The 19,668-nt window shown below is 33.9% G+C and carries 17 protein-coding genes; all 17 read right to left on the reverse strand.

Annotated elements, in window-relative coordinates; genetic code table 11:
* Nucleotides 1–2 precede the first annotated feature (2 nt).
* The 17 genes from GQ45_RS01115 to GQ45_RS01195 all read right to left on the reverse strand — a co-directional run bounded on the left by GQ45_RS01115 (nt 3) and on the right by GQ45_RS01195 (nt 19,665).
* Entirely contained in the window at nt 3–1,415 is a 1,413-nt protein-coding gene (locus GQ45_RS01115; protein ID WP_047414393.1) for an MBOAT family protein, read from the reverse strand.
* Between the two features lie 3 nt (nt 1,416–1,418).
* A complete protein-coding gene (locus tag GQ45_RS01120; protein ID WP_047414395.1) occupies nt 1,419–1,655 on the reverse strand; it encodes an acyl carrier protein in 237 nt (78 codons plus the stop codon).
* On the reverse strand, nt 1,652–3,385 hold the full coding sequence (locus GQ45_RS01125) for an HAD family hydrolase (RefSeq protein WP_052188091.1): 1,734 nt from the start codon (nt 3,383–3,385) through the stop codon (nt 1,652–1,654). The genes GQ45_RS01120 and GQ45_RS01125 overlap by 4 nt, the downstream gene beginning before the upstream one ends.
* A 41-nt stretch (nt 3,386–3,426) precedes the next feature.
* Nucleotides 3,427–4,353, reverse strand: coding sequence for a hypothetical protein (locus GQ45_RS01130; RefSeq protein ID WP_047414396.1), 927 nt, complete (start codon nt 4,351–4,353; stop codon nt 3,427–3,429).
* Nucleotides 4,354–4,359: 6 nt separating this feature from the next.
* Nucleotides 4,360–5,811: an MBOAT family protein gene (locus GQ45_RS01135; RefSeq protein WP_047414398.1), complete on the reverse strand. Its 1,452-nt coding sequence runs from the start codon at nt 5,809–5,811 to the stop codon at nt 4,360–4,362.
* Between the two features lie 3 nt (nt 5,812–5,814).
* The gene (locus tag GQ45_RS01140) at nt 5,815–7,197 is read right to left on the reverse strand and encodes a phenylacetate--CoA ligase family protein (protein ID WP_047414400.1); all 1,383 of its coding nucleotides are present in this window, start codon (nt 7,195–7,197) and stop codon (nt 5,815–5,817) included.
* A 2-nt stretch (nt 7,198–7,199) separates the two neighbouring features.
* Nucleotides 7,200–8,342 (reverse strand): glycosyltransferase family 1 protein, encoded by a 1,143-nt coding sequence (locus GQ45_RS01145; RefSeq protein WP_047414401.1) that lies wholly within the window; start codon nt 8,340–8,342, stop codon nt 7,200–7,202.
* Between the two features lie 2 nt (nt 8,343–8,344).
* Nucleotides 8,345–9,235, reverse strand: a complete 891-nt coding sequence (locus GQ45_RS01150; protein ID WP_047414403.1) for a glycosyltransferase family A protein — start codon at nt 9,233–9,235, stop codon at nt 8,345–8,347.
* A gap of 6 nt (nt 9,236–9,241) precedes the next feature.
* Nucleotides 9,242–10,339, reverse strand: a complete 1,098-nt coding sequence (locus GQ45_RS01155) for an EpsG family protein (protein ID WP_047414405.1) — start codon at nt 10,337–10,339, stop codon at nt 9,242–9,244.
* Nucleotides 10,340–10,395: 56 nt separating this feature from the next.
* Nucleotides 10,396–10,971: a serine acetyltransferase gene (locus tag GQ45_RS01160; protein WP_047414407.1), complete on the reverse strand. Its 576-nt coding sequence runs from the start codon at nt 10,969–10,971 to the stop codon at nt 10,396–10,398.
* Complete coding sequence (locus tag GQ45_RS01165) at nt 10,968–12,101, reverse strand: glycosyltransferase family 4 protein (protein WP_047414409.1); 1,134 nt, start codon at nt 12,099–12,101, stop codon at nt 10,968–10,970. The genes GQ45_RS01160 and GQ45_RS01165 overlap by 4 nt, the downstream gene beginning before the upstream one ends.
* A 4-nt stretch (nt 12,102–12,105) precedes the next feature.
* Complete coding sequence (locus GQ45_RS01170) at nt 12,106–13,206, reverse strand: glycosyltransferase family 4 protein (RefSeq protein WP_047414411.1); 1,101 nt, start codon at nt 13,204–13,206, stop codon at nt 12,106–12,108.
* A gap of 6 nt (nt 13,207–13,212) precedes the next feature.
* Nucleotides 13,213–14,181 carry a polysaccharide pyruvyl transferase family protein gene (locus tag GQ45_RS01175; protein ID WP_047414413.1) on the reverse strand — a complete coding sequence of 323 codons (969 nt, stop codon included), beginning with the start codon at nt 14,179–14,181 and terminating at the stop codon, nt 13,213–13,215.
* A gap of 28 nt (nt 14,182–14,209) precedes the next feature.
* Complete coding sequence (locus GQ45_RS01180) at nt 14,210–15,484, reverse strand: hypothetical protein (protein ID WP_047414415.1); 1,275 nt, start codon at nt 15,482–15,484, stop codon at nt 14,210–14,212.
* Complete coding sequence (locus GQ45_RS01185) at nt 15,481–17,016, reverse strand: lipopolysaccharide biosynthesis protein (protein ID WP_052188092.1); 1,536 nt, start codon at nt 17,014–17,016, stop codon at nt 15,481–15,483. Before GQ45_RS01185 ends, GQ45_RS01180 begins: the two co-directional genes overlap by 4 nt.
* Before the next feature lie 37 nt (nt 17,017–17,053).
* Entirely contained in the window at nt 17,054–18,337 is a 1,284-nt protein-coding gene (locus GQ45_RS01190) for a nucleotide sugar dehydrogenase (protein WP_047414417.1), read from the reverse strand.
* Nucleotides 18,338–18,666: 329 nt separating this feature from the next.
* Nucleotides 18,667–19,665 carry an SDR family oxidoreductase gene (locus tag GQ45_RS01195; protein WP_047414419.1) on the reverse strand — a complete coding sequence of 333 codons (999 nt, stop codon included), beginning with the start codon at nt 19,663–19,665 and terminating at the stop codon, nt 18,667–18,669.
* Between the last annotated feature and the right edge of the window lie 3 nt (nt 19,666–19,668).

The following is a 19,668-nucleotide window of genomic DNA, read 5'->3' on the forward strand; positions in this document are numbered from 1 at the left end:
ATTTAAAATTGAAAATAAATAAATTCTGATTGTAATTCTCTATTCATAGCTCCAAAAATAATAAGGGAGAGTATTAGCCAAATGAATACTGAAATTTTATTTTTTTTGTATAGTATATAATCTAAACTAATTAATAAAAAAACTAATATCCAGTCTGCAAAAATGACGAAACTTTTAGGATCTGTTTTTACAGATGTTATATGTGCTAAGTAGTCAAATGCAATGTAAATAGATTTAGCTCTAAAAAATATCCAAGCTATAGTAACTACTGAAAATGTTAAAATTATTTGTCCAATATTCTTAATAAATGAAAATGAACTTGGGTTACTTTGATCCACAGTAACTAGATGCCTTCTATTAGTACCCAATATAAACGAAGGAATAAATAATAAAGCATGTATACCTCCCCACACAAGAAAAGTCCAATTTGCACCATGCCAAAAGCCGCTTACTAAAAAGATTGCAAATACATTACGGACACCTTTTAGTTTTCCAACTTTTGAACCCCCTAGGGGAATATAGAGATAATCTCTAAACCATGTTGATAATGAAATATGCCATTTACGCCAAAATTCACCAATACTTTTAGAAAAGTACGGAAAATTAAAATTTGTCATTAAATCAAACCCAAACAATCTAGCTGTTCCGATAGCAATATCCGAATACCCAGAAAAATCACCATAAATTTGGAAAGCAAAGAAAATTGCACCTGTTATTAACGTACCCCCTGAATATGTCGTATAGTTTTCGAAGATGTCATTTACCACAGGCGATAAAGAATCTGCAATCACAACTTTTTTAAATAAGCCCCAAATAATCAGAGTAACGCCACTTGCTAAATTTTTTTTGTTGAATTTTCTTTTAGAAAGAATTTGTGGCAGAAGATTTGATGCTCTCTCTATGGGTCCAGCAACCAGTTGAGGAAAAAATGAAACAAAGGCAGCAAAACCTATAAAATCTTTCGTAGGTTTTAATTGTCCCCTGTAAATATCTATAGAATAAGACATTGTCTGAAATGTGTAGAAAGATATCCCTACAGGTAAAATGACTTGCAAAGTCCACGTATTTTGTAATGTGTAACCAATGCTGTCTAATGCATTGATCCAAGAATTAACAAAAAAGTTATAGTACTTAAAAAAACCTAGTAGGCCTAAATTAAAGAGTATTGAAACCCATAACCATTTTTTTTTATTTATTTGATTTTGGTTTGAAGCAATTTTTAGCCCTACAGAGTAATCTACAAGTGTACTAATAAAAATAAGTAGTAAAAAACGATAATCCCACCAACCATAGAATACGTAACTAGACAAAAGCACTAATAAATTTTGTGCTTTTAAGCTCTTATAAATTACATACCAATAAAGTACAAATACAATGGGTAAGAATATAAAAAAGGCTAAAGAATTAAAAAGCATAAATTAGTTTTTTTTAATTCTAATTGCATCAAGGATTTCGCCAACATTTTTCCAAGACAAAATTTGTGCACTGGAAAATTTTATATTAAAGTGTTTTTCTATTTCTACCACCAGATAAATATGATTTATAGAATCCCATTCATCAATATCATTAGCGGTAGTTTCAGGGGTTAATTTAATTTCTTCATTTTCAAAAACTTCTTGAACTAAAAGAGTAAGTTCATTTAAATAATTATTCATGGTGCAATGTGTGTTTTAAAGTGTTGATAATTGGTTGTGTTTAAAGAAAATAAATTTTCAGATGCTGTACTTGAAAAACCTAATTTTGGTAAAAGCTCCGCAACGATTTTGTTTTTAGGTGTTTCCAAATATTCTCCTATAATAATATTGAAGCCTTCTTTTTCTATATCAGATACAATACAATTTAGGGCATAATATTCCACTCCTCTTTTAAGAACTCTACAACTCATAATCCATGTGTCGAGGAAGAAATAACTGTTTTCCTTTTTCTCAAGAATTATTACAGAGATTAAACCGTAATCACCAAATTTATCTAGCAGTTTTATACTGTATGTTAAATAATTAGTAGAATTCATAAACGCTATAATATCATTTTCAGTATAACGTTTTGTTCTTAAATTAAATTGATTAGAACGTTGTGTAAGCTGAGCTATTCTTGGAACATCTTCTTCTTTGAAATGCGATATAGTACATTTCATGGCTAAGGATTTTAAATAATCTTCCATGTTAGTTACCGAACTTATTAACTTTTTACGTTCAGCTTCTTGTTGATATTGAATAGTTCTATCTTTATCGAAATCTGAATAAGATGCTGTTTCAAATAAATTTAAACTAGTTAAATAGGGAACATACAACGCAGGGTCTTCTGGTAATTCAGGAATGGTGATTCCAGCAATACTTTGTCTTACGATGTCACGTTCAGCTGGATTATCATCAATAAATACCATAGAATCAAAACCAATATTTAAAACTTCCTGTATATATCTAATATTGTCTGCTTTATTCTTCCAATTAGCTACAAATACAGAAATATCACTAAGTTTAAGAACCATTTCACTATGCTTTTCAAATGGTTCTTTTGCAATGTCCTCAGAGTTTTTTGAACAAATCGCCAAAATAATTCCACGTTCTTTTAATTCCTTAGCCCATTTTTGAAAATTAGAAAATGCCTTGCCAATACCTAATGAACCTATTTGAATGTTTTCCAAACCATCATCACCTATAATTCCACCCCAGGTGGTATTATCCAAATCAAGAATTAAACACTTTTTAAAATTACCTTTTAGAGCATCTATAAATAGCGTTATATGATGGGTTAATAGCGCATAAATATCAATGGTATAATGAAGATCTGAATTTATATAGGATGCCCAGTCTCTATAATTATGTTGGCCTTGAATATATTTGTTAATTTCAAAAATATAAACATCAGCATTTTCCTCAGCAATTTGTAAAAGGTTTGTATTTATGTTCCAGATTTGTTTGTAAAAACTATGTGGAATTTTGGAGAAAAGATTACCGTAAATTTGGTCGTCTAATAATTCATAGGAAAAGTAAATTACTTTTGCTTTAGAATTATTGGCTCGCAACGCTAAAATTCTATTTTGTACTTGCACATTTATATCCTCATAAAATGTACTTCTTTGCTTATGTGAATCAATAGCATAAAATTTATCTTTTAACTTTAAACTAGATTCAAAAATAATAATAACATCAGGATTAAAATGGTAGAGATTGGATTCTGTATCCAAAATGGTTAAATCTATTTGATCATAGTCTGCCTCAAATAGTTCAGGATTAAACCCTTTAATTATCAATTGATCAATTAATGCTTTTGAAAAAAAAGTTGTAGTATGGTTTCCCATAATTGCCACCTTAACTTCTTTAGTTCCTAATTTGGCTGCTTTAACTTTTTTTTGTAATTCTCTAAAACTTACTATGGGTTCCATTTTAATGAATGTATTTTATTGCCTTAATGAAAAGTATTTTTTTAATTTTTATTATTATATAATATGATTGAATCACAGACAGCGGTAGTAAAAATTACACCTCCATACTTATCGATGTGATGACCGTCATATGTTTTATAAAAGAAATTATTTTGACCATCATTAAAATTAAAATATGGGCTGTTATTTTCTTTACACACTTTTTTGATGGTAGAATCAAAATTTTGAAAAAATGTATTTTCAATTTGTAAAAAATCTTTATCGATAGGAGTTCTTACTATTACCACTTGCCCATATTTATTTAATGTTTTAATTAATGCATCTAAGCTTTTTAACCTTCTTTGTGATACTTTATATTCCTTAGTAAAACGCAATAACATTTTCTTTTGTTTTTTTTTCCAATTTACAAATGCGGTTGTGTCTTTTGGAAGATTACTCTCTTCCAACCAACCATCTTTATGCGTTTGCGATTTTTGTCTAAAAATACCTTTAAAATGAAAATAGCTCAAATTCTTTGCTAAATATTCATAATTGGGGTTCATGGTAACATTCACCATATTATGAGGAAGATCATCAGCTTCCCGATATTTTCCATCTACATCTTTTTCAATATTATCTGAAAGCATCCATGGTGTTATAGAAATAATATATAGACCATTTGTGGTTGTTTGATCTAGTTTTTTAAGGATACTTGCAGTATACGGTGCTCCTATTGGTGCTTGAGCTATAGTAAAACTGTAGTTAAAAATAGGAAGATCATAATTCAATTCTTTCAATTTTTCATTAATTATTCTGGGTTGAATCCCTTGCATACTTCTAGAACCACCTATAATCATGGATTTAGCTTTAGGGGTAGTGAATTTTACATAAAAGTAGTCAGCGTAACCACCAAAACATATAAGGATTACACTTACTAGTGTAAAACAGATCAAAATATAAAGTAAAGATTTTAATAAGAATTTTTTCATTAGGTCTTAAAATTGAAAATATATAAATGGAGAAGAGGAAGCACCAAAAAATAGGATTGAAATAAATATGGACAAATAGATGCCTCCCCTAATTATGGGCTGTTTAATGTGCGTTAAATATAACCCATGCTCATGTTCTCTTTGTAGCCATTCAAACCATATTAATATTGGTATTAATAGTAAAACTATAATATTAGGTTTCGCAATATTGAATAAATTTCCATTTAAAATTCCGAAATAAATAGTCTTTAAAAAACGTATTGCATGATTTAAATTTTCTGCCCTAAAAAAGATATAAGTAAAACAGACCAAAATAAAAGTAATTACCATTTTATGTAGATCTTTCAAAGTACTCGTATTCTTTTTTATTCCTTTATTTGTCGAAATAGCTGTAAATCTTTTTTTTGAAAAAATTATTGGAATGTAAAATAAACCATGTAGTCCTCCCCATACAATATAGTTCCAACCAGCACCATGCCATAGCCCAGATAATAAAAATGTAACAAAAACTGCAGCAAAAACCCCTCTTTTTTTATAATCTCTAAAATTGATGGCTAAAGGAGTGAAAACATAATCATTTAACCAACTGGATAAAGAGATATGCCATCTTTTCCAAAAGTCTGAAATATTTGTTGCAAAATATGGGTAATTAAAATTACGCTTAAATTCAAAACCAAATAATTTAGCTGTCCCAATGGCAATATCGGTATAGCCACTAAAATCTGCGTAGATTTGGAATGCAAAAATAATAACACCTAGTATTAAAGTACCACTAGATTGAATACTGTAATTTTGAAAAACATCATTTACAAATGGAGCACAATTATCAGCAATAACAATTTTTTTAAAGAGGCCCCATAACATTTGACGAGAACCATCTACGGCCATGGCGTAATTAAATTTTCTTTTACTAAAAAATTGGGGCAGTAAATTTGATGCTCTCTCTATGGGTCCAGCAACCAGTTGAGGGAAAAATGAAACAAACGTGGCAAATGCAACAAAATCTTTTGTGGGCTCTAAATTACGTTTACTTATATCTAAAGAATAAGACATGGTTTGAAAGGTATAAAAAGAAATTCCTACAGGTAAAATTATTTGTAAAGAATAATAATCCATCTTATACCCGAAAGTATTAAATGCATCAACCCATGAATCTATAAAAAAATTGAAATATTTAAAGAAGCCTAACAAACCAAGATTAAAGCTCATAGAAAACCATAACCACCATTTTCTTTTTTTTATATGCTCCGTTTCGTGAATTTTAATTCCAATAAAAAAATCGACCAGTGTACTTAATGCAATCAAAGAAAGAAACCGATAATCCCACCATGCATAGAATACATAACTAGCAATTAAAAGCAGAAGATTTTGGATTTTTAAATTTTTATTTAAAACGAACCAATAAAGTAAAAAAACTATGGGTAGAAATATTAGAAAATCTATTGAGTTAAAAAGCATACACTAATTTATTTTTAAAGAATTTTTTACCAATCTAAACTTCCCACTCTTTTCAACAGGAATTTCTTTGACATATAACAATTCAATGTTAATTTTAGTACCTACACGATCTCTTAAATTATTTTTAAAAATAATTTCATTAGCACCATTATCATAAATTTGGTCGTCTTTAACGATGCGTACCACCAATTTGTCTAATTTATTTTGTTCAATTTGAAATTTCATGATACCATGGACCCCTTTTAAGCAATTGGATATATTGCCTAAATTAATTTTACCTACTTCTTCGGAATAAATGTAGTCCGAAATACGACCTAAAATTTGTTGCACTAGGGGGTTATTGTTGCCACAGGTGCAGCTTTCCTCACTTAATTCAATTTCATCGCCAATATCGTACCGAATTAATGGGGTACCATGTGTATTAAAGGCAGTTACTACCAAACGTCCGTTTTCAGTAGGTAAATTGTTTTCATCCAAAACTTCAAAAACACCACTTTGCAATTCTAGATGTAATTTTTTGTTTTTACATTCTAGAATAAATGGAGCCCCTTCTGAGGAAGCATATTGGTTGTAGAGGTTTGTTTTAAAGTAACTTTCAAGCACCTGCCGAATATCCTCTGTAATGGTTTCTGCGGTAGGGAAAATTGCTTTAATGGTATTGGTCGGGAAATCAATGCCGTTGGCTATCCCATACTTCGCAATTTCATACATGGTGGATGGAAACCCTACCATATATTTGGGTTGGTAGTGTATAAGATCTTTTAAGTAGTATGCAAGATACTTGTTATGCATATGAAACGTAGAGTAGTAACGTACCTTATTCCAGTAATCTGTTTTCCAAAAGCGATTTTTTTTAAGGTCGCTAGCGGTCAATAAATTTTTACCGCTAAACCATGCCGTTTTCTTACCTAATGTATAGCCAAAATTGTTTCTGAAATTATCAAGAATCGCAAAACGCTCTTGCACATCTTCTTTTGTATAGATTACCTCTAATGATTTACCGGTGGTTCCTCCTGTTTTTGAAATCATGCCATCTTCTTTTTTAATGGTATAGATTTCGTTTAAATTTTGTCGTAATATTTCTTTATTAATAATTGGTAATTTTGCTATGGTACTAAGTTGTTCAACATTTTTAATGGGTTTAAAAACCCTATGGTAATAGGGTGAATGTGCCATGGCATATTGGATAAATTCAGCATATTTTTGTTGTTGAATTTGCTGTAATTGCAACAGGGATAATTTGTTGTTTTTTTTGTATGCTTTGCGAAAAGCCCAATAGTTGTGCCCGTATCTTTTTTTGTACTCTATAAGGTTAAACAAGCTTACCAACGTGTTTTGAATCAGGTTTGGCGATTTGGCATATATTTTTTCTTGAAATTTCCCCATGACTATGAATTGATTTGATTCAGGTAAAATTTTTGAATTTCTTTGGTATTGGATATGATGTCATAATTTCCCGCTACGATGGCTTCAAAATTGTTTTTTTTAATATTTTTTCCTAGGGCTATTATTTTATTGGCCCATACCTCAGGAGCTTCAGCAATGGAGGCAAATTGAATATCTGGGGTCAGTTGTACCTCCTTAGTAATGGTATCTGAGGCTATAATTTGCAAGCCTGCTGCTTGGGCTTCGATAAGGGTTACCGGAAGCCCTTCATAGAAGGAAGGGAAAACAAAGACATCTAGCATTTGTACTATATTGGGTATATCGGTACGCAAGCCTAAAAAATGTACACGATCGCTAATACCTAATTTTTTGGCTTCTTCTTTAATTTTTGATTGTAAGGGCCCATCACCAATTAATGCGAGTACGTATGGTTCGTTTTTTTTATTAAGTTCTGCAAAAATTTTTAATAAATATTCATGGTTTTTTTGATGTGTAAAGCGTCCTATATGCCCCAAAACAATTTTGTTTTCTAATTGAAACTCTTTTCTTAGGCTTTGGGCTTTTTGTTCATCATAAATAAAGCTACGAGCATCAATGGCATTGTTCATGACATAGAAAGCTGTAGTATCACTAAAGAGCCATTGACCAGCCTTTTCACCACACGAAAAATAATGCGTGGCATACCTGTGTATTTTCTTTTTTACAAGCAGCTTAATTCCTTTTTTTATGGCTTCAAGGAGATTGCCAACACTTTTAAAGGTATTGCTAAGACTAACAGGATCCATGGCTATATGCGCATGCGCAATCCGGGTTGCAATTTTAAATTCTTCGGCTATTTTTAAGGGAAAACTACTAAAGGTGTTTAAATGGGAATGGATAATGCGATATTCAGCATGTTCTTTAAAAAAGGTACGCAGTTCAGCATAGTAGCTCTTAGGGAATAATGGGTTAATGGGGTGTAATCGGTAAATTTTACCGCCCAAGCGCTCAATTTCTTCTTCAAAGGCAGCCTTTTCGGCCCTATGTACTAAAAAATCGAACTGAACTTTTGTACGGTCTAGTTGTCGATAATAGTTCATAATCATAGATTCTGCCCCGCCCCGCCCCATCGTGGTAAATACTTGTAAAACTCTAACTACTGCCATCCTTAAAAATCGTTTTTAGTTTTGTACTTGATATAAAAATGCAAGAGCACTCCAAAAGGCAGGGCGAGTAGTGTGGTTAATTTTTTAGGCGACTCTTTTAAAAAATTTCCATTTTTTATAAATAGCGAGCTTGAAACATAATGAATGGCATTTTTAAATTTATCTGTAAAGCTTTCTGCCAATTCCATCCTGCTTTTTCTTGAAAACGCAAAGCCTTGCGGGTGCCTTCGGTATTGCTTGAGCATGTTTCTACTAGAACCATCGTTTAAATATTCTACGATACAAAATACCTCATTGACGGGAAAAAGTTGATACTCTTGGTCAATCAGTTGGTACAAATAGCCTAGTGGCACAAAACGTTCGCCTTCAAAAATAGGATAGGGGGGGTATTGTTGTACAACCGCTGTTTTGTAGACCAATTTTTTATCACCCAAAACACCATGTTTATTATACAGGTCATATAAAGTGGTCTCTGTGATCGTTTCGGGAATTTTAGTGCCTATTACATTTCCATTTTTAGTGGCATCTAAGCCTACCAAACCGGAAAATTTGGGATTATCTTTAATGCTAGGGTAGTGTCTAAGTATTTTTTCTATGGCATCATCGGGCATAAAATCATCACTATCAATACATACATTTAGGGGGGTTTTTATTAATCGGTAGGCAGCATTGTGCCCCCCGTGCATGCCTAAATTCTCTTGGTAATGGTATTGCAGGGCTATTTTATTTTCCGCTTCCCAGCCAGCCACTAGTTCTTTGGTGGTATCCGTAGAACCATCATCGATAATCAACCATAGAAAATTTTGGTTGCTTTGGCGAATGAGGCTTTGGTACACTTGATCTAAACAAAAGGCCCTATTGTAGGTCGGTGTAAATACGGTGATGGTTTTCATTTATTCTTATTTATAGAAATAGTACATAAAATAGGTAAAGCCAAAATAGGCGAGCATGACTTTCCCAATCATTAAATGTTGGTTTTTAAAAAACTGCTGTTTTAATAAAGGGTAAATTATGATGATGGCCATCATAAACCAGGATAAATAGGCAAAACGGTTCGAGTAATTGGCGCGTATGACCAAAACCCAAAACCCATTACAAATTAAATAGGTGTTGAGCAATTTAAAATACAGCGGATCGTTAAATTTCTTTTTAATCACAAAGTAATAACCGGCAAATACCGCGAAACTGCTATAAAATAAAAAATCCCAACGAAATCCAGTTCCAGAAAAAGTACCCTCTGCCGCTTCACTTGTTAAGTACCCCGCCAAGCGATCATCGCCCCCAAATCCGAGACTCGCAAACAAGGCAATCCACACACTACCCAATATCAAGGATAATGGTATACAAGCAAGCCAGCCTTTAAAGAAGACTTTCGGGTTGTTATAAAAATAAGTACTGAGAAAGGCTAGAACCGGTAAAAATAGTGTTTTATGAAAGCTTATGGCAAAAAAGAAAAACAAGGCCATTAGTACTTTTTTCCGATGGTAACTTACGCCCCATAAAAAAAGTGAACCTGCGGCACCATTACGAACCCCATTTACCCCGTAAGTCCAAAAAGAAAGAGAAACAATAAACATAATAAACGCATAATACCAATATTCCCTAAAAAATTCTTTTGAAATTTTATACAAAGGAAAAATATAAAAAAAAGCACAAAGCGTAAAAAAAACGTTAATGGGTACTAACTGTGCGGAGGCTTGCATTAACAAATGCCAACCATAATCGCCCACATTTTCGCTAATGGGTGCACCTTTTTCATAAGCCAAATACCCCCGATAATAATTAATAGTATCACCGAAAGTAGCCGATGGAGGTCTTTGCCCAATATATAAAATCGAAATAAATAATAGAAAGTAACCTGAGATATTTATAAACGCTAAATTTTTGGTGCTGTCCATTTGGAGAATACTGGTGTGTAATAAGGTAAACAATACCCAAAAACAACATAGATTTATATATAGCGGATAGTACCAGTCTAAAGGAACAAGTGTATTCATAGGCTATTTATGCTGAAGCTATTATAAAAATGATTTTTAAAATTACATCTAATCTATCAAGCATGCGTTTCTATAGTTTTTTTTAGTATTCTCCCCGGATTCCCAACCACCACACAATCATCGGGAACGTTTTTTACAACAACAGCCCCAGCCCCAATCTTTACATTATTGCCAATGTGTATGTCTCCTATAACGATAGCGCCCGTGTAGATAGAAACATTATGACCAATAGTAGGTCGTTTTCCGTTTACTTCGCCCACTGTAACTAAATGGTTTACATATAGGTTTTCACCAATACTATCAGCATTTAAGATAGTACCATACGGGTGCCCGGTAAGGACTCCTCCTCCTAACTTTGTTGTGACATCAATTGTAAAAAGAGCTTGTTTTCGGCAGTATATATTTAAGAAATGCGAAACAAGGCTTCGCGTTCTAAAATAAAATAAGGTTCTAAAATCTGGTGCACTGGCTAGAAAATGTAGCAATAAACTTGTTTTACTCTGCTGCAGCCCTTTTGAACTCGCCCAGCGTTCTAAATCTTTATCAATTATTTTTTTATGCGCACTGGTATGGTATACTACCAAGTGTGGTACTAAGAAAATTTTATAAAAAGTAAATAGCACGGTTTTCATAAGTGAGCAGTATTAGTAGGTAAGCTTTTAAAAAGGAGCTCCCATTGACGCATTACGGCATTAAGACGATACTTGGCTGCATTTTTACGTGCATTTTCACCCATTTTTATACGCATTTCTTGAGTAGTGATCAGCTGCACTAGAGCATCTGCAAATTGCTGTTCTTCATTTAGGGGTATTAAACAGCCATTTTCTGAACTCATAATATTTCTTGGACCATGCGGACAGTCGTAGGCAATTATAGGCAGGCCACAGGCTTGTGCTTCTAAAAGTACCAAAGGAAAACATTCATTATGCGAGGTCATTGCAAAAACAGAGGCTTCTAATAATTTGGCTTGTATTTGGTCTGTTGCTCCCATTAAAATCACTTGATGTTGTAAGTTTCTTTGGTTAATTTCATCTTGAAGCATTTGCACATACGCGGGGCTACCGGTACCATATATTTCTAAACGCCAATCTTTAATTTCTTTAACTACTAATTCCCAAATAGCGATTAAACGATCATAGCCTTTTACATGAGCAATTCTTCCTGCTGTAATTACCGTTTTTTCTTTTAATTTTGCAATAGCGTCAGGATAAAACGTGAGTGGGTTAGGTATAATGGTCACATTATCAGTTTTATAATACTTGGCTTCATCCGCATTTAAAACAATAAGACGGTCATATTTTGATTCTACAAAATCTGCAAATTTTAAAAAGTAGGTCTTTTTCCAATGACTTGGATTTTCTCGGTAAGGTAATTCAATGGCCTTAGAAAAATGAAATTCTTTGACCTTTGGTATTCTTTTTAAGATGAAAGGTACAAAATAAGTATCGGTACTATGACTGCAAACGATCATGACATCTGGCCTTATTTTTTTAATCTTTTTTCGTAAGGTATAAATATGTTTTGGAAGCTTTAATAAATTTTTGGGATGAAAATAACTTTTTTCACGATGGTAGTTTATTTGTAAGTCATAAAGCCTAATGTTAGGATCCAAGCGATAACACAAGGGTTCGTTTTTTTGCTCCGAAGTTATAATATGTACCTCTACGTTTTCTTGCGTAGCAAAGTAGTTGGCTTTTATTGAAAGAACCCTTTCAATACCACCATGTAGGGACATTTGATCAATAAGAAATACAATAGTCATTTTGTTAAATTAGGCTTTTAAATAAATTATCCCATTGTATGGCTATTTCTTCAATCAGGTATCGTTTTACATTGGCTCTAGCCGTTGCTCCCATTTTTGTTCTCCATTGGGCATCATTCATAAGGCTTAGCATAGCATTAGCTAAGGTTGAAGTATTATGGTTGGGTACTAAAATACCATCATGGTTTTGTTGAATGATATCTGAAGGCCCATACGGACAGTCAAACGACACGCAGGGTACACCGTAGGCCATTGCTTCTGTGAGTACCATACCAAAACCCTCGTACCTAGAAGACATGACATAAATAGAAGCCTCTTTGTATTTTGATGCTATATTTTTAACTGGGGCGTAAAAGTGAACCGAATTTTCAATGCCCAAGGCTTTAGCAAGTTCAGGTAAGGCTTCTTTTTCGCTGATGGTTCCATAAATATCTAATTCCCAATCAGGATGCGTATCCTGCACTATTTTCCAACTCTGTAAAAGGCGATCATAGCCTTTTTGAAAACTTTGTTTCCCAACAGCGAGTACTTTTTTATTGGTAACGGTACTTATTTCTTCTTCAGGAGGATAAAAAGACAAGGGATTAGGTATGACCGCTATATTGTTTAATTTCCATTCTTTTTTATTTCCATTGGTTAAAACCACGAAGCGATCATAAAAGTTGGCACCAAAGTCCATCAGTTTAAATAGAAGCCAAGAGGTACTTTTTTGGATCGCTGATAGCTGATCTTTTTGGATAGCTATGTTTTTAGACACATGACGCTCATAAATCATGGGGCAAGGCTTGTTGATCATAAGAGGTAAAAATAAGCCCTTTAGGCCATCATCACAGACGGTAATTACATCTGGCTGTATTTTTGCAATAATTTTTTTTATTTCATTTCTATACTTTAAAATATATTGAATAGGGTTACCCGTTGCTATAATATTATGAAAGGTAATGGCATCGCTAAAGGTATAAAATAGCTCATCAGAAAGCTTATTTAATGTTAAAAAGTGTATATCATAGTTCATGGCATCAGCCAGATAACTTGCTTTAATCGAAAGCACGCGCTCTAGTCCGCCAGGCCCTGAAACTCCATTTGTGATATATAGAATTTTCAATAGTTTTTAATTTATCCTTTTAGAAACATTATTTTTTAATTTAGTAGCAAGCTCATGATGTTTTTCTAAATTCTTTACTACAGTATTTTTAGAAATTTTGTCATCAAGGTTAAAATTTGTTGTAAATTCTCCTGTTTCACTATTAATGTCAATGCGATTAAACAATTCTAATATTCCATCAAACCTACAAGAGTCTACAAAACTATCAAAGCCATTCACAAAAATTACAGGAGTACCCATAGCTAAACAGGGTAAAGCACAATGTATTCTTGAGGTGATTACTAATTTTGCCTTTGCGTATTTGTGTAATAAGTCTTCGGCCATTGCAAATTTTTCAGCTTCGGTATAGGTGTTTGCTGGTGGCTCTTGGTTTATGAATATTGCCGATTCTAAGAGCTCTTTTGAAATAAATTTTTCAAGATGTTTTTTCTTTTTTGAGAGTTGAAATGCCGTACCGTTAATTATGTTTCGAATGGTAGCTTTCGCATTGTAAAATATTTTTTCAGGTCTTGGGTAGCTGTATAAGGGATCAACAATATAAATAGCATCACCACGTTCACTATCGTCTACCTTATAAGAATCTAAGGTAAGTGTTAAACAGCCTGAAAAATAAGCTTCAATACCTTTTGCGCTTAGGGTATCTGCTGTAAATTGGTCCCTACACCCTATAGGCTCGTGTTTTTTTAAATAGGCTATTCCTTTTTCACTAAGCATAAATGGAGCTGCCGTGTTGTTCATGTGAAATGAAACAAATATCGGGTCTATGTTATCAGAGGGTACCCAATTGTGAATATTGTGTGTAAACCAACCATTCATAATTAATTGCAACTCTTCGCCTTCGTATTCAGCAAGTCGCTCACGGTTAACGTACGCATCTACTTGTGGTAAAAATTGTTTGGCTGCTAAACTTTGAATATTATCGCCTACATTAAAAAAGCGTTTATTTTCGTCGTAAGAAAGTAATCCGTACTTCATAATTCATTACTGGTTTTCTAGGTTATATTTAATATCTGATACGTTTATATAAACTATATAAGGGTGCAAATTTATGCCTAAGCATATATTTTAGTTTTCTTTTTTTCTTTCCTTTTTTGCCTAAATTTTCAACATACGTGGTATCAATTTCTCTAAGTGCTATTTTTTTAATTTGTTCTTTTTCAAAGGTTTCATCTTCAAAAATAAAGGGCGAAATTGCTGTTTTTGCCTTTTGGGAGAGCTCCCACCAAAAATAGTTCATGCCTTTACTCGCACTCCCTTGGCCTATAGTCTGGAACATTTTGCCGTAAAATTGTTGGTCTACTTTAAATCCGAAATCATTTGGGTTTTGTCCGGCTAAAACGAGCCCTAAAATGGTTCTAAAACATTTTTCACAGTTACTACAATTAAATTCTTCTCGCAGTTCAGAATAACAGACTCTTAAACGCAGGGTTTTTTTGGTGCTTGCTACAAAATTAGCAATCAAATCTACTTTGTCTTGCCGTTTCAGTTCATAGCCATCGTGCTTTATGGTAAGGCCTGCCCAAGTTATTTTCTCATCGGTTTCTGGGGTTGATCCCCATTGAATATCAATATCTTTGGTGTACGACGAGGCAATCGCAATTTCACTGTATTTGTTTTTATAGGCTATGGGTGCCGTTACGCCCAAAAGCGCAATACCATGCTGTATTTTACCCCACCAACCCATATCATCCGTTAACAGCAGTACACGATACGAATAAAAATCACGAACGTTCGAGGTGATAAAATTTTTGGTATTGGCTGCTAATACAGGTTCTTCTTCAATATACCTTTTTAAATCATTCCATTGCTCCAGGTCATTAATTTCAATATCTGGCCCGTGAATGGTAATTAAATCTGGTTTTGCTTCATAATTTCTTAAATAGGTAGCAAAGGCATCAACACCACCACTAAAAAGCATGGCCTTTTTGCTGCCTTCGATGCTATTTTTTACTTGTTTCTTTGCTTTTAGCCCTCCTTTTAATGCTATATTCGGGTACCATTTTTTAAATACTTCTTTCAGGGCTAGTAATGCCTTAAAATAGTCTTCATCTACTTCATCTACTTCAATATCAAAACCAGCAAACCACGCAATAGTGATAGTATTCGATAAAAACGGTATCACACTAATACTTTTAGGAAACTGACTCACATCTGAATCATAGCTACAGTAATACGGATTATTTTTCGCAAAGTATTTCTGAGTGCCAGCACTAAAAGAATAATCGTAAGAAATTTTTCTTCCGTTATCAGAATAATTAATGGAATTAAGTTTTATCATGTTTTTTTAAATCTTTTTAAAACAGGTTTAAAAGCATCTTTAAAGAGTTGTTTCTCAAAAGCGTTGATGCCTACAAAGTAGGTTAAAATGCTGTAAATAAGGGTGTAAAGTGCCCCTTTTTGTATAAAATTAAGCCATCCTTCGCCAGGAACCCAAGTATTTATGAAATAGCCTAAACTAAAACAAATGAATACAACAATGATAATTTTATGTACTAGTTCTTTAAAAAAACGAATCATATTTAGTCCTATTGTGTTGTGATAGTAGAAGTTCATCACATTTTGAACAATCATCCAGCCAATAATAGAGCCAGACATCATCCCAATAGCCCCATAATCCCTTGCCAAGTAAGCACCTAAAATAGTTCCTAAAATCATAAAAGAAAGGTAGAGTATAGCTTTGAAGGCTAATTTACTTTTCGCTTCTAATATAGAGTTCCCAAAGCCTTGTACCAAGGGCAAGGTATAGGCGGCCATTATCATAAGGGCAATTACCCACGATTGATAGCTTCCTTCTTCTCCTAATTCAGTACCCACCCAAAGATTAACGAATTGTAAGCCAAACAATAAAAACCCCCCAAAAATAAACATGAGTACTATAAACGATAAACGCGCAATCTTAATCATCATAGTGGTTAGTTCTTCTCCTGTAGCGTTCGCAACCGACATTTGAGTAGCTCTCGGTAAAAAAACACCTGAAATAGCTGTAGAAAATGCACCATAGTAGGAGCCAAGGGTAATACCAATACCATAAATAGTTAAAACTTCTGGAACGCTAATTCTTCCTAAAACCCAATGCCCAGCTGACCATTGAAAAATACCTACCAAAGCAAAAATAAAAATCCAACCCGAGTAGCTGAATATTTGTTTGACAAACCTAAACGAAAACTCATGTAATTTAATCTTAACCTTGAGCTTTTTGAAAACAAAAACTAAAGTAGTTATAATGATGACAACATTAAAAATAGTATCAATAACGACCAAGGCAATGGCCTTGCCCCCTAAGGTTAAAATTGCCACTACTGTAAGTGATCGGGTAATGTAGCGAATGATATTTAGGGTTTTAGGAAACACAAAAGCCTCATAACCGTAGCAAATTCCTGTAAAAGCTGCCCCTGGTAGGCTTATAGAGAGGTTAAAAATAAGAATCACAAAAATGGTCTTGGCGATTTTCATTTCTTCTGTATTCATTTTGGTGAAATACGAATCGATAAAAAAAGTATAGAATAGCACACCCAAAATCACGATAATCGCAGAGATGACGAAAAAAATTCGCATGGTTACGGCCAAAAAATTTTCTTCTCCTTTGCTGTCCTTTTGGGCTCGGTACTTCGCTACAAAGCGTACAATAGTGTTGTTCAATCCAAAATCTAATAAAGAAATGGTACCTACTAAGGCTCCGATGGTAAGGTAAATGCCATATTCAGAAGCGCCTATATGACTCAATATAAAAGGAGTCAACAAGATGCCCACTACATTGGTTAAAAAAATTGTAGCGTAATTTAGGAAAGCTCCTTTTTTTAGTTGGCTCAAAATAGTATGGGGTTATAGCTATAATTAAAATTACTTTTTACAATCTACCGTTCACTTGATCCAGAGCTAAAATACCTTTAACATCGTATAAAATGCCATTGGGCGCTAACAAACTTTTTAGATCTAAGCTCAAAAACTCTTGATGAGCCACCGTCAGTACCACAGCGTCAAATTTCTCAGTAGGGAGGCTAGTACTTGTTTTAAGTCCGTACTCGTGATGCACTTCTTCAGGGCTGGCCCAAGGGTCATAAATGCTTACTTGGGTACCAAAACTAGTTAAATTCTTAATCACGTCTACCGCACGGGTATTGCGCACATCAGGGCAGTTTTCTTTAAAGGTGATGCCTAAGACCAAAATTTTGGCCTTTTTTATTTTAATGTCTTCTTGCACCATTAATTTAATGACTTCTGAGGCTACATAGCTTCCCATACTGTCATTTAAACGCCTTCCCGCTAGTATTATTTCAGGGTGGTAGCCAAATTCTTGGGCACGTTGTGCTAAATAATACGGATCTACCCCTATACAATGACCGCCTACCAAACCGGGTTTAAAGGGTAAAAAGTTCCATTTGGTCCCCGCTGCTTCTAATACCGCATGGGTATCAATATCCATTAAATTAAAAATCTTCGCCAGTTCATTCACAAAGGCAATGTTGATATCGCGTTGCGAGTTTTCAATAACCTTGGCCGCTTCAGCGACTTTTATGGTAGGGGCAAGGTGGGTACCCGCGATAATGACACTCTTATATAGGGCATCAACTTTTTGTCCAATTTCAGGCGTAGAGCCTGAAGTTACTTTTAGTATTTTTTCTACGGTATGCTCCTTATCTCCTGGATTAATACGTTCTGGGGAATAGCCTGCATAAAAGTCTATATTAAAACGTAAACCACTCACTTTTTCTAAAACGGGAATACATTCTTCTTCGGTAGCCCCTGGATATACCGTACTTTCATAAATAACAATATCGCCTTTCTTGAGTACTTTAGCGACAGTCTCACTCGCTTTATATAAAGGCGTTAAATCAGGTCGGTTATTTTTATCGACAGGAGTGGGTACCGTAATAATAAAATAGGTGCAGTCTTTTAAGGCCTCTAGTTGGTTGGTACAATACAAACCTTTTTCCATGTGGGCATTAGCCGCAAACACTTGTTTTAAATCGGCATCAGATACCTCTAGGGTTTTATCAACGCCCGATTGTAATTCTTTAATTCTAGTCTCGTTAATATCAAAGCCAATTACGGGGTATTTGGTGGCAAATAAGCGGGCTAGGGGTAAGCCTACGTAGCCTAAGCCTATCACTGCAATTTTTGATGTATTCATTTTTCTTTACTCTTTTTAATTTTATACTGGTATATAATAGCTATTTCTTCTTACTATAACTCTAAGCACTAATTTAAAGTGCTTTCTTTTTCTTTTACTTTTTTCTTTTTTGTTCTCGATACAATTTTTTATCAAAAATCACTCGAACTGACATTGAATTATCATCACAAACGGTTCTCGATACATTTTTTACTATAGGCTATTACGCAAAAAAAACTCGAACTGACATTTTTGACACTAATACCCAATGGGTTAAATTAGTATTTTATAACAACTAAACTTAAGGTACTAAAAGCAAGATGCTAGAACTAAGTCAAATTGCTTGTCTTTTATTTCAAATGCTCCCAATACCAGTCTACCGCTTCTTTTAATCCTTTTTTAATATCGTAACTTGGGTTATAGCCCAATAAATTTTTAGCTTTTTCAATAGACGCCAACGAATGCGGAACATCACCTTGGCGTTCAGGACCGTTAACGATAGCAATGTTAGCAATAGCAGCATCGTAGGCACTTAAATATTCTTTAAGCAGGGCTGTAAGTTCATTTAAATCAGTGCGTTCTCCATAAGCCACATTATACACCGTATTAAGCGCTTCTTTATTTTGGGTTAGTAAAGCCCGAACATTCATTTCAATGACATTATCGATATAGGTAAAATCTCTGGAGTAGCTGCCATCCCCATTAATCACTGGCGATTCGTGCTGCATCAACTGCATAACAAACTTAGGAATCACTGCAGCATAGGCGCCATTAGGGTCTTGCTTTCGTCCAAAAACATTAAAATAGCGTAAGCCTATGGTTTCTAAACCGTAAGTTTTACTAAAGACATCGGCGTATAATTCATTTACGTATTTGGTAATGGCGTATGGAGATAGCGGTTTACCTATAATATCTTCTACTTTAGGCATGCTTTTAGAATCGCCATAGGTAGATGAGCTTGCGGCATACACAAAGCGTTTTACCTTGGCATCGCGCGCAGCGACCAACATATTTAAAAAGCCAGATACGTTTACCGCATTACTGGTAATAGGATCGTTAATTGATCTTGGTACAGAACCCAATGCCGCTTGGTGCAATACATAATCGACCCCTTCGCAGGCTTTTTTACAATCTTCTAAATTCCGAATATCGCCTTCTATAAGCGTGTAATTCTCATTTTTTAAACATGCTTCAATATTTTCTCTTCTTCCGGTAGCAAAATTATCTAAACAACGTACCTTATTGCCGTTTTTTAAAAGGGCCTCTGAGAGGTTAGATCCTATGAATCCGCCACCACCAGTGACTAAAATATGTGCGTTTGGGCTAAAGTTTAAATTTTTGATGTCCATGTA

The organism is Cellulophaga sp. Hel_I_12 (assembly GCF_000799565.1).
GTDB lineage: Bacteria > Bacteroidota > Bacteroidia > Flavobacteriales > Flavobacteriaceae > Cellulophaga.

What these genes read in the sequence shown, in the direction of transcription:
- GQ45_RS01115 (WP_047414393.1), bottom strand. Translation starts at nt 1,415, where the DNA reads ATGCTTTTTAATTCTTTAGCCTTTTTTATATTCTTACCCATTGTATTT.
- GQ45_RS01120 (WP_047414395.1), bottom strand. Translation starts at nt 1,655, where the DNA reads ATGAATAATTATTTAAATGAACTTACTCTTTTAGTTCAAGAAGTTTTT.
- GQ45_RS01125 (WP_052188091.1), bottom strand. Translation starts at nt 3,385, where the DNA reads ATGGAACCCATAGTAAGTTTTAGAGAATTACAAAAAAAAGTTAAAGCA.
- GQ45_RS01130 (WP_047414396.1), bottom strand. Translation starts at nt 4,353, where the DNA reads ATGAAAAAATTCTTATTAAAATCTTTACTTTATATTTTGATCTGTTTT.
- GQ45_RS01135 (WP_047414398.1), bottom strand. Translation starts at nt 5,811, where the DNA reads ATGCTTTTTAACTCAATAGATTTTCTAATATTTCTACCCATAGTTTTT.
- GQ45_RS01140 (WP_047414400.1), bottom strand. Translation starts at nt 7,197, where the DNA reads ATGGGGAAATTTCAAGAAAAAATATATGCCAAATCGCCAAACCTGATT.
- GQ45_RS01145 (WP_047414401.1), bottom strand. Translation starts at nt 8,342, where the DNA reads ATGGCAGTAGTTAGAGTTTTACAAGTATTTACCACGATGGGGCGGGGC.
- GQ45_RS01150 (WP_047414403.1), bottom strand. Translation starts at nt 9,235, where the DNA reads ATGAAAACCATCACCGTATTTACACCGACCTACAATAGGGCCTTTTGT.
- GQ45_RS01155 (WP_047414405.1), bottom strand. Translation starts at nt 10,339, where the DNA reads ATGAATACACTTGTTCCTTTAGACTGGTACTATCCGCTATATATAAAT.
- GQ45_RS01160 (WP_047414407.1), bottom strand. Translation starts at nt 10,971, where the DNA reads ATGAAAACCGTGCTATTTACTTTTTATAAAATTTTCTTAGTACCACAC.
- GQ45_RS01165 (WP_047414409.1), bottom strand. Translation starts at nt 12,101, where the DNA reads ATGACTATTGTATTTCTTATTGATCAAATGTCCCTACATGGTGGTATT.
- GQ45_RS01175 (WP_047414413.1), bottom strand. Translation starts at nt 14,181, where the DNA reads ATGAAGTACGGATTACTTTCTTACGACGAAAATAAACGCTTTTTTAAT.
- GQ45_RS01180 (WP_047414415.1), bottom strand. Translation starts at nt 15,484, where the DNA reads ATGATAAAACTTAATTCCATTAATTATTCTGATAACGGAAGAAAAATT.
- GQ45_RS01190 (WP_047414417.1), bottom strand. Translation starts at nt 18,337, where the DNA reads ATGAATACATCAAAAATTGCAGTGATAGGCTTAGGCTACGTAGGCTTA.
- GQ45_RS01195 (WP_047414419.1), bottom strand. Translation starts at nt 19,665, where the DNA reads ATGGACATCAAAAATTTAAACTTTAGCCCAAACGCACATATTTTAGTC.